Raw genomic sequence first — 9,137 nt, 5'->3', positions numbered from 1 at the left:
CGGCGGGCGCCGCGGCGGCAACGGTTCCCCCAACCTCGAAGACCTGCTGTCGCGCGGGCGCGACCGCTTCCAAGGCGGTGTCCCGGGCGGTACGCGCTTGGTCATTGCGGCTGTCGCTATCGGTCTCATTCTCCTTTGGGTCGTCAACTCGGTCTATACCGTTCAGCCGAACGAATGGGCGGTGAAGCTGCGCTTCGGCAAGCCGGTCGAGATCAGCCAGCCCGGCCTGAACTTTGCACTTTGGCCGATCGAGACGGTGGAGAAAGCCTCCCAGGCGCGTAACCGGACCGAAATCGGCTCGGTGGTTGGCAGTCGCGGCTCCGATGACGAGGGCCTGATGCTCTCTGGCGATCAGAACATCGTCGATGTGCAGTTCTCGGTGCTGTGGCAGGTCACGGACCCCATGGGGTTCCTGTTCAACGTCCGCGCGCCCGAAGACACTGTTCGCTCCATCGGCGAAAGCGCCATGCGTGAAGTCGTCGGCCGTCGTCCGGCTCAGGACGTGTTCCGCGATGCACGTGGTCCGATCCAGATCGAAGTTCAGCAGATCGTCCAGGAGATCGCCGACAGCTACGGCATGGGCATCGATGTGAGCTCGATCACCATCGAGGAAGCAGCGCCGCCGTCGGCCGTGGCTGATGCGTTCAACGAGGTGCAGCGCGCCGAGCAGGACGAGGATCGTTTCCAGGAAGAAGCGCGGCAATACGCCAATACGCTGCTGGGTGATGCCCGTGGTCAGGCTGCGCAGATCCGAGAGGATGCCGCAGCCTATAAGGACCGCGTGGTGCAGGAGGCCGAAGGTGAGGCTTCGCGCTTCCTCTCGATCTACCGTGAGTATGCCAAGGCGCCGGAAGTCACGCGCAAGCGTTTGTTCCTCGAAACCATGGAAGAGGTTCTCGGCGGGTCCGAGAAGGTTCTGATGGAAAGCGGTCCCAATGGTTCGGGCGTCGTTCCATACCTTCCCTTGCCGGAATTGCGACCTAACAACGCGTCCGGCAATACGAACAGCGACGGAGCTTCGAGGTAAGCCATGAACAGACTCATCATCCTCGCCGTCGTTGTCGTCGGCCTGCTCTACGTGTTCGTCTCGTCCGTGTTCATCGTCAACGAGCGCGAACAGGCAATTGTCACACGCTTCGGCGAGATCACCGATGTGAAGACCGAGCCGGGACTCTATTTCAAGGTGCCGACGGCTTTCGTCGACAATGTGCAGATCATCGAAGACCGCCTGCTGCGCTACGATATCGCGGACATGCGGGTGCAGGTGTCGGACGGCAAGTTCTATATCGTCGACGCCTTCCTGACCTACCGGATCGACAACCCACGCCTGTTCCGGTCGCGTGCCCAGGGTGATCTTCGCGTCGTCGAGAACCAGATCTCGACGCAGTTCGAAGCCGCGCTGCGTGCCGTCTACGGCTTGCGTGACTTCACCGCCGCGCTGTCCGAGGAACGCCCCGCAATGATGCGGGAGGCGCGTGATCTCATGCGTCCCGAAATGGCATCGCTCGGCATCGAGATCGTCGATGTCCGGATCCTGCGGACCGATCTCGATGCGGGGGTTTCCGAGGAAACCTTCAACCGCATGCGGGCGGAACGTCTGGCCGAGGCGGCGCTGCTGCGTGCGCGTGGTCAGGAAGCGGCTCTCACGGCACGCGCCATCGCCGATCGTCAGGCCGTGGTGATCATCTCGGCCGCGCGTCGCGACTCCGAAATCCTGCGTGGTGAGGGCGACGGCCAGCGGAGTGAGATCTTCGCCGAGGCCTATGGTCTCGATCCGGGGTTCTTCGAGTTCTATCGCTCGATGCAGTCCTACCGCACGGCACTGCCCGGCACGGGTACGACGATGGTGTTGTCGCCGGATTCGGAGTTCTTCACCTTCTTCCAGGAGCAGAATCCGAACGGCAGTGCGCCGCCCTCTGCCTCGGTGATCGAGAACATTCCGGAGATCGAGCTGATCGAGGAGCCGGCAATGGATTCGTCCGTGCTCGACGACAACGCGCTCACCGGTCTGCCGCTCGAGACCGATGTGGCACCGCCGGAAGCCGCTCCCGAAGATACTGCTTCGGAGCCGCTGACTTCCGTCCCTGCGGATGCTGGAACCGAGACTGAAGTGGCGCCGGCCAACCCGTGACCGAGCTGCTGTCGGCGCTTGCGCTGGCCTTTGCTCTGGAAGGGCTGCTCTATGCAGCCTTTCCCAATCACATGAAGAAGATGCTGGCGACGCTGCTTGCGACGCCAGCATCAAGCATTCGTGCTATAGGCTTGGCTTGCGCCGCGGCCGGACTTGTTCTCTTGTTTATCATTCGTGGGTGAGTCAGCGTGCTGGCTCTCGCGGCGCGAAAGTTTGCGGAGGATGAGACTTTGGGCACGATGGAAACAGGCGGCATTGCGCGCCGGTTCACTCACATTCTGGCAGTTGCGACGCTCGGTCTGAGCCTTCTCGCCGCGCCGGTGCAGGCGCAGGGCCCCGGGTCCGTCGCCGTACTGGCCGACATGCTGTCACCCGCCGTCGTCAACATCGGCACCTCGCGACGCATTTCCGGCGGTGGGGGCATGCCGTTCCCCGAAGTGCCCGAAGGGTCACCACTCGAGGAATTCTTCGACGAGAACAATCCCAACAACGGGCTGGGCGAGGAAATGATGGGCGAGGCTCGCAGCCTCGGCTCGGGTTTCATCATCGATGCCAGCGGCATCGTCGTCACCAACAATCATGTCATCGACGGCGCAGACGCGATCGAGGTCTATCTGACCGACGGCACGCGGCTGCCGGCGACCATCATGGGCGCCGATGAAAAGACCGACCTCGCCGTGCTGAAGATCGATGCCGGCCGGGATCTGCCCTTCGTCGAGTTCGGCGACAGCGATGATGCCGTCGTCGGCGACTGGGTGATGGCCATCGGCAATCCCTTCGGACTCGGCGGATCGGTGACCCTGGGGATCGTTTCGGCGCGCAATCGCGACATTCAGTCGGGCCCCTATGACCAGTTCATCCAGACCGATGCGGCTATCAACCAGGGCAATTCCGGGGGACCGCTGTTCGACATGGATGGCAATGTCGTCGGCATCAACACCGCGATCATCGCGCGTGGCGGCAGCGGGTTGGGCATTGGCTTTGCCGTGCCAGGCAACCTGGCGCGGCCGGTGCTCGATCAGCTGATCGAGTTCGGCGAAACCCGCCGTGGCTGGCTCGGCGTCGGCATTCAGGAGGTCAGCGAGGATATTGCCGCTAGCCTCGGGCTTGACAGTGTGGCTGGGGCATTGGTGATCGATGTCACCAAGGGCGGGCCCTCCGAGGGGCTCGTCAGCGTCGGTGACATCATCCGGACTTTCGATGGCAAGCCGATTGCGCAGATGCGTGACCTGCCGCGCGTCGTGGCCGAAACGTCGGTCGGCAAGGATGTGCCGGTGATTGTCCTGCGCGACGGCCAGGAGGTCGAGCTGCGTGTGACGCTCGGGCGGCTCGAACTGGGCGAGCAGTTGGTGGCCGAAGCGCGCCGCGCCGCCGAACCGCCGCCGCCGGAGCCCGAAGTTGCGCAGGAAGCGCCGGGTCTCAGCGCGCTGGTCGGTTTCGAGGTCGCCCCGGTCGATGACGAGAACCGGGCCGAATTCGGTCTGCCGCCGGAAACCGGGGGCATCGTCGTGACCGATGTGCGCGGCGGCAGCGACGCGGCCTCCAAGGGTGTCACCCCTGGCATGGTCGTCACCGAGGTCAACCAGAAGCGGATCGATACGGTAGACGAACTCGATTCGCTGGTCGGCGAGGCCCGTGAAGCCGGTCGTCCGGCGGTGCTGTTCAAGGTCGTCGACGTCAACGGCGCCAGCCGTTTCATCGCCGTGCGTCTCGGCTAGCCGTCGCGCAGCGCCGGGTTGGTGATCCGGTACAGCACATGCGGGCGGACCGGATGGCCCGGCGTGACATCGGGGTGATCGAAATCGTTCTCGCTATCATGGCGCATACCGAGCTTTTCCATCACCCGCCGGCTCGGCAGGTTGCCGCGATAGGTGAAGGCGCCGACTTCGGGCAGTCGGGCTTCATTCCAGGCATAGTCGAGCATCGCCTGCGCACCTTCCGGCGCAAAACCCCTGGCCCCAATGGCTCTTGGCCAGCAGCCAGCCGATCTCGACGCGCGGCGCATCGGGCAGCAGCGCCTGCAGGTTGTCCTTGATGGGAGCCATCCCCAGCATGCCGATGAATTTCCGGTCGGCCTTGACCTCGACGGCCAGAAAACTGAACCCCACCTCCCGCAGCCGCGCGGTGGCGCGATCAATGCCCGCCGATGCGTCGGCCAGTGTTCCGGTGGTCTCGAAATAGCGCCTGACTTCCGGGTCGCCGATAATTTCGGCATAGAGCGGCTTGTCGCTATCGCGCCATTCGCGCAGCAGCAGCCGCTCCGTCTCGAGCCTCATCGGACCAGGTCGTCTTCCTCATAACCCTGCAGGTAGAGCAGGGCGGTGAGATCGCCATGGTCGATGCGGACCGGTGCTGCGGCCGCGACATGCGGCTTGGCATGCAGCGCCACGCCAAGACCCGCGCCACCGATCATTTCGAGATCATTGGCTCCATCGCCGACGGCCAGCGTCGCGGCAATCGGCACATTGCGCTCATGCGCTAGTGTCTGCAGCCGGTTTAGCTTGGTGGTCTTGTCGACGATCGGATCGGCCACCGTGCCGGTGAGCTGCTCGCCGTCGAATTCCAGTACATTGGCGATGGCCTCGTCGAAGCCGATGCGCTTGGCGTAATGCTCGGCGAAATAGGTGAAGCCGCCCGAGACCAGCGAGGTGTAGGCGCCATAGGCCTTCATGGTCTGGACCAGGGCGCGGCCACCGGGGGCCATGGTGATGCGCTCGCGGCGCACCTCTTCCATCACCTTGCGCTCCAGCCCCTTGATCAGGCCGACCCGGGTGCGCAGGGCCTGTTCGAAGTCGAGTTCGCCATTCATCGCCCGCGCCGTGATCTCTGCCACCTGATCCTTGATCCCGACGGCATCGGCGAGTTCGTCGATGCACTCCTCGTTGATCATCGTCGAATCCATGTCGGCGACCAGGATCAGCTTTTTCCGGTTGGCGAGCGGCACCAGGGCGACGTCGATGGGCTGGTCGCCGATCACGTCGCGCGCGGCAGCGACCGGGTCTGCAACCCGTGGCTTGTGCAGTTCACAGGCGATGCGCTGATGCAGCCAGTTGATCTCACCCCCGGTCTCGTGCTGGATCGCGGCCACCAGCTTGCTGTCGAGCGCCGGGTCCGCCGGGTTGGAAATCAGGCAGAGAACGGTCATGGGCATTCCAAGAGGAGCGATCGGGGATTGAGCGCAGGGCGTCACATGCGCGCGGTGTTGATAGCGGGTCCGACTGCCAGCGGCAAGTCGGCGCTGGCGCTGTCGCGCGCGCGCGCCGAGGGCGGGGTGATCGTCAATACCGACGCGCTGCAGGTCTATGACGGGCTGCACCTGATCACCGCGCGACCGTCGGCGGCCGAAATGGCAGAGGTGCCGCACCGGCTTTATGGCACGGTGCCGCCCGAGACGCGGTTTTCGACCGGCGAATGGGCGCGTGCCGCGGGCGAACTGATCGCCTCGGAGGACCGGCCGCTGTTCTTCGTCGGCGGCACCGGGCTCTATTTCGAGGCGCTCACCAAGGGCTTTGCGGATGTGCCCGAAGTGCCGACCGCGCATGTCGCCGCTGCCGAAGCCGAGCTTGCCGGTCTCGATGGTGAGGCGCGCGCCAGACTGATCGCCGCGCGCGACCCCGAAATGGCCGCCCGTCTCAAGGCACCGGATCCGCAGCGCGTCGCCCGGGCGCTTGCGGTCAAGGCTGCGACGGGCAAGTCGCTCGCGTGGTTTCAGGACCGCACGCACAGCCCGTTGCTCGAGAATTTCGAGATCGAGCGTATCGTCCTCAACCCCGATCGTGCGGTGCTCCGCCAGCGCATTGCAGACCGGTTTCACACGATGTTCGCCGAGGGCGCCGTGCCGGAGGTAGAGGCGCTGCTTTCTCGTCAACTCAATCCGGCCCTGCCGGTGATGAAGGCGATCGGCGTTCCTGAAATCACAGCGATGCTTGCCGGGGACATCGCGCCCGCCGTCGCGGTCGACCGCGCCATCATCGCCACCCGCCAATATGCCAAGCGCCAGCGCACCTGGTTTCGCGGCCGCATGGCGGACTGGAGCTGGATCGAGACTTAGGCCGCCGGCGCATCCAGGCGCCGGCGAAACTCAGAGAAACTCAGTGCGGCTGCGGCACCATGTCCTTCATCAGCCCCAGCCGCTCGCGCAGTGCGAAACGGCTGACCAGCATGATGGCGTTGAGGCCGAGGCCCGTGGCGAGTCCGATCCACACGCCCGTGCCGCCGAGACCAAACTCGAAGCCCAGTACCCAGGCGACGGGCAGGCCGATGACCCAGTAGCCGACGATGGCGATCAGCATCGGGATGCGGGTGTCCGACAGTCCCCGAAGGGCATGATTGGCCACGCCCTGGGCGCCATCGAAGATCTGGAACAGGCCGGCGATCACCAGATAGCCCGTGGCCAGCGACAGCACGGCAGCATTTTCGGGCTTGCTGGTGTCGATGAAGATCGCAACGAGCGGGCCGGGCAGGGTGAGGAACAGGGTGCAGGTGACCACCATGAAGCCGGTACCCAGCAGAATGTTGGTCCACCCGGCGCGGTGCACGCCACCGGCGTCGCCGCGGCCATAGGCGATGCCGACGCGCACGGTGGCGGCCATGCCCATGCCCAGCGGCACCATGAAAGAGGTCGCGGTCAGTTGCAGCGCAACGGCATGTGCCGCGACCTCTTCGGTGCCCAGCCATCCCATGAGGAAAGCGGCGGCGGAAAAGATGCCGACTTCGGCGGCAATGGTCAGGCCGATCGGCAGGCCGATGCGGAAAATCTGACGGAAGCGCGACCAGTCGGGCTTCCAGAAGCGCACGAGAATGTTGAACCGCTTCAGCTTGCGGTGCTGCAGCACATAGAACAGCAGCGCGAGGAACATCACCATGTGGGTGATGCCGGTGCTCAATGCGGCGCCGCGCAATTCCATGCGCGGCATGCCGAGCTCGCCGAAAATCAGCGCCCAGGCGGCAACAATGTTGAACATCACGCCAATGACGGTGACGACCAGGATGACCCGTGTCGCCTCAAAGCTCGACAGGAAGGCGCGCACGACCATTGTCGCCATGGCGGGATAGAGCATCCAGGCGCCGGCTTCGATATAGGTCTGCGACAGATCGAGCAGGGCCGCATCCTGGCCGAGCGCCGCATAGAGGCTGCGCATGCTCAGCACCACGGGCATCAGCAGGCTCGCTACCAGTATCGTCACCCAAAAGCCCTGGCGCACCACGCGGCGCACCGCCTTGATGTCGCGCCGGCCGCGGGCCTGCGCCACAAGAGGGGCGACGGCCCCGACAATGCCGGCGCCCAGCAGTTGCAGGGGGATCATATACGCGGTCGCGAGCGTGCCGGCGGCCAGGTAGTCCGGCCCCAGCCGGCCCATCAGGACAACGTCGGTGGTGAACAGCAGGTTCTGCGCTAGCTGCGCGACAATAAGAGGCCAGGCCAGAGAGAGGCCGGCTCGGAGTTCTTCACCCCAGGTCCTGGCGGGAAGGCGGGGGGCGGCGCCACGCACGGGGGCGACTACTTCGGTACTCATTGATTTGTCCTGAATTGGACCGGACCCATATCGCACCGCCGCATTTTTGAAAAGCCGCGCCGGCCTGTGCCTGTTTGTCCCAAAAACTCTTGAAATTGGTCCCTGATCTTGCCAAATATGTCATACGTTTCGCTCGTCTTGCGCTATCTGATGCGGTCGGTTCTCCGGCTTAATGGTTACCTCCTGATACAGTGAACGTTTCGGCCGCGGCGGCTGTTTCGCTCCGCATTTCCTGGCCGGCGCTGCCGGTCGCCTTTGCTAACTCGAGGTCAACCATGATCAATGGCACCGTAAAATTCTTCAACACCACCAAGGGCTACGGTTTCATCCAGCCCGAGAGCGGCGAGAAGGACGCATTCGTCCACATCTCCGCCGTCGAGCGTTCGGGTCTGTCGACCCTCGCCGAAGGCCAGCGCGTTTCGTTCGAGCTGCAGACCGGCCGTGATGGCAAGGTCTCGGCGACGAACCTGACCCTGCTGTCGTAAGACAGTCGACGCTCAGGCGTTGTCGAAAGGGGCCCCTGCGGGCCCCTTTTTGTTGCCCGGATTTTGGTGTCAGTCGCCCAGCAGCACCGAGCGCCAGGTCTGGGTGCGCCGGATCGGACCGGGACGGCGCACCGTCAATCTGCCCCAGTCGCCGGCATCCGGTGGGCGGAGCGTGACGCGGATGTAGCGGGTCTTGCCGCAACCCGAGCAGGCAAAGGGCGGCGTCAGCGCATCCCGGTGCGGGCCGAGCAGTGCTGCCAGGTCCGCGGCGAGGTAGGTGGCGCTGCGCCGGCACAGGTTGCAACGCAGCACCATCAGCTGCCCCATTTCTGCAGCATGGCCAAGCGTGTGCTGCTTGGAGGGATAGTTCGGAGCGTTCCAGGGCGGCGCAGGCATGGCGGCTATTGCATGATGGTGAGCGTGTCGCGGTCGAGGTTCTGCGCCGTGCGATAGGGCAGGCTGAGGCGAAACTGCTCCCCCTCGGGATCATACTCGGCGAAGCGAAACCCGATCGTTACCATTTCGGCCGCCTCGCTGGCCGTCAGCTTGGGTTTGTCCGGGTTTCGACCGGCGAGCTCCAGGGTGAATCTGAGCATGGGACGTGACTCGCATATGTTCCTGTTTTGTTCTTATCGCGGCGGCAGTGCGAGGTCCAGATGCGTGAAATCACGTTTCCCGCGGCCGCGGCATGTCCGCCGACTTGACTTGCCGGCTTCGGGCCAGTATCACCCGCCCACTTGTTGAGCCCAGCCATTGGCGCGGGCTCCTCGAGCGCACCCGGGATAGCCTGTTGATCAGGAATCTGTCGGCGCCGCCGCAAGGTGGTGCAGAGGAGGGCGCAATCACTTTCGACCTTCCCTGAAAGGATTACGATGTCGAAGCGCATTCAGAGTAAGCACAAGATTGACCGCCGTCTTGGCGAAAACCTGTGGGGCCGTCCGTCCTCGCCGGTCAACAATCGTTCCTATGGTCCGGGCCAGCATGGTCAGCGCCGCAAGGGCAAGA

General features: G+C 64.4%; 10 protein-coding genes and 2 pseudogenes. 7 read left to right on the top strand and 5 right to left on the bottom strand.

Annotated elements, in window-relative coordinates; all coding sequences use genetic code 11:
- The 4 genes from hflK to ACN0TK_RS18550 all read left to right on the top strand — a co-directional run.
- On the top strand, positions 1-1,027 hold a 1,027-nt coding region (gene hflK / locus ACN0TK_RS18565), incomplete at its 5' end, for an FtsH protease activity modulator HflK (protein WP_417311029.1).
- Positions 1,028-1,030: 3 nt separating this feature from the next.
- Complete coding sequence (gene hflC, locus ACN0TK_RS18560; RefSeq protein ID WP_417311028.1) at positions 1,031-2,131, top strand: protease modulator HflC; 1,101 nt, start codon at positions 1,031-1,033, stop codon at positions 2,129-2,131.
- Positions 2,128-2,313: a DUF2065 domain-containing protein gene (locus ACN0TK_RS18555; protein WP_417311027.1), complete on the top strand. Its 186-nt coding sequence runs from the start codon at positions 2,128-2,130 to the stop codon at positions 2,311-2,313. The genes hflC and ACN0TK_RS18555 overlap by 4 nt, the downstream gene beginning before the upstream one ends.
- Before the next feature lie 6 nt (positions 2,314-2,319).
- Positions 2,320-3,849, top strand: a complete 1,530-nt coding sequence (locus ACN0TK_RS18550; RefSeq protein ID WP_417311026.1) for a Do family serine endopeptidase — start codon at positions 2,320-2,322, stop codon at positions 3,847-3,849.
- On the opposite strand, the pseudogene ACN0TK_RS18545 reads toward ACN0TK_RS18550, so the two are convergent.
- Positions 3,846-4,407: pseudogene (locus ACN0TK_RS18545) on the bottom strand (GNAT family N-acetyltransferase). The gene ACN0TK_RS18550 and the pseudogene ACN0TK_RS18545 sit on opposite strands and share 4 nt — an antisense overlap.
- Positions 4,404-5,276, bottom strand: coding sequence for a phosphoserine phosphatase SerB (serB, locus tag ACN0TK_RS18540; RefSeq protein ID WP_417311025.1), 873 nt, complete (start codon positions 5,274-5,276; stop codon positions 4,404-4,406). Before serB ends, ACN0TK_RS18545 begins: the two are co-directional and overlap by 4 nt.
- Positions 5,277-5,321: 45 nt before the next feature.
- Here serB and miaA point away from each other — a divergent pair, with 45 nt between their 5' ends.
- Positions 5,322-6,182: a tRNA (adenosine(37)-N6)-dimethylallyltransferase MiaA gene (gene miaA / locus ACN0TK_RS18535; protein ID WP_417311024.1), complete on the top strand. Its 861-nt coding sequence runs from the start codon at positions 5,322-5,324 to the stop codon at positions 6,180-6,182.
- Between the two features lie 40 nt (positions 6,183-6,222).
- Here miaA and ACN0TK_RS18530 read toward each other — a convergent pair whose 3' ends face one another.
- Positions 6,223-7,647, bottom strand: a complete 1,425-nt coding sequence (locus ACN0TK_RS18530) for an MATE family efflux transporter (RefSeq protein ID WP_417311023.1) — start codon at positions 7,645-7,647, stop codon at positions 6,223-6,225.
- A gap of 275 nt (positions 7,648-7,922) precedes the next feature.
- Here ACN0TK_RS18530 and ACN0TK_RS18525 point away from each other — a divergent pair, with 275 nt between their 5' ends.
- Positions 7,923-8,132 (top strand): cold-shock protein, encoded by a 210-nt coding sequence (locus tag ACN0TK_RS18525; RefSeq protein WP_417311022.1) that lies wholly within the window; start codon positions 7,923-7,925, stop codon positions 8,130-8,132.
- 69 nt (positions 8,133-8,201) lie between these two features.
- Here ACN0TK_RS18525 and ACN0TK_RS18520 read toward each other — a convergent pair whose 3' ends face one another.
- Positions 8,202-8,528 carry a hypothetical protein gene (locus ACN0TK_RS18520; protein WP_417311021.1) on the bottom strand — a complete coding sequence of 109 codons (327 nt, stop codon included), beginning with the start codon at positions 8,526-8,528 and terminating at the stop codon, positions 8,202-8,204.
- 5 nt (positions 8,529-8,533) lie between these two features.
- Positions 8,534-8,728 (bottom strand): hypothetical protein, encoded by a 195-nt coding sequence (locus ACN0TK_RS18515; protein ID WP_417311020.1) that lies wholly within the window; start codon positions 8,726-8,728, stop codon positions 8,534-8,536.
- Between the two features lie 276 nt (positions 8,729-9,004).
- On the opposite strand from ACN0TK_RS18515, the pseudogene ACN0TK_RS18510 reads away from it, so the two are divergent.
- A pseudogene (locus ACN0TK_RS18510) lies at positions 9,005-9,137 on the top strand (30S ribosomal protein S4); the annotation flags it as partial.

Source organism: Devosia sp., from assembly GCF_048261455.1.
GTDB lineage: Bacteria > Pseudomonadota > Alphaproteobacteria > Rhizobiales > Devosiaceae > Devosia_A.
This window is presented reverse-complemented; position numbering and strand designations above follow the sequence as displayed.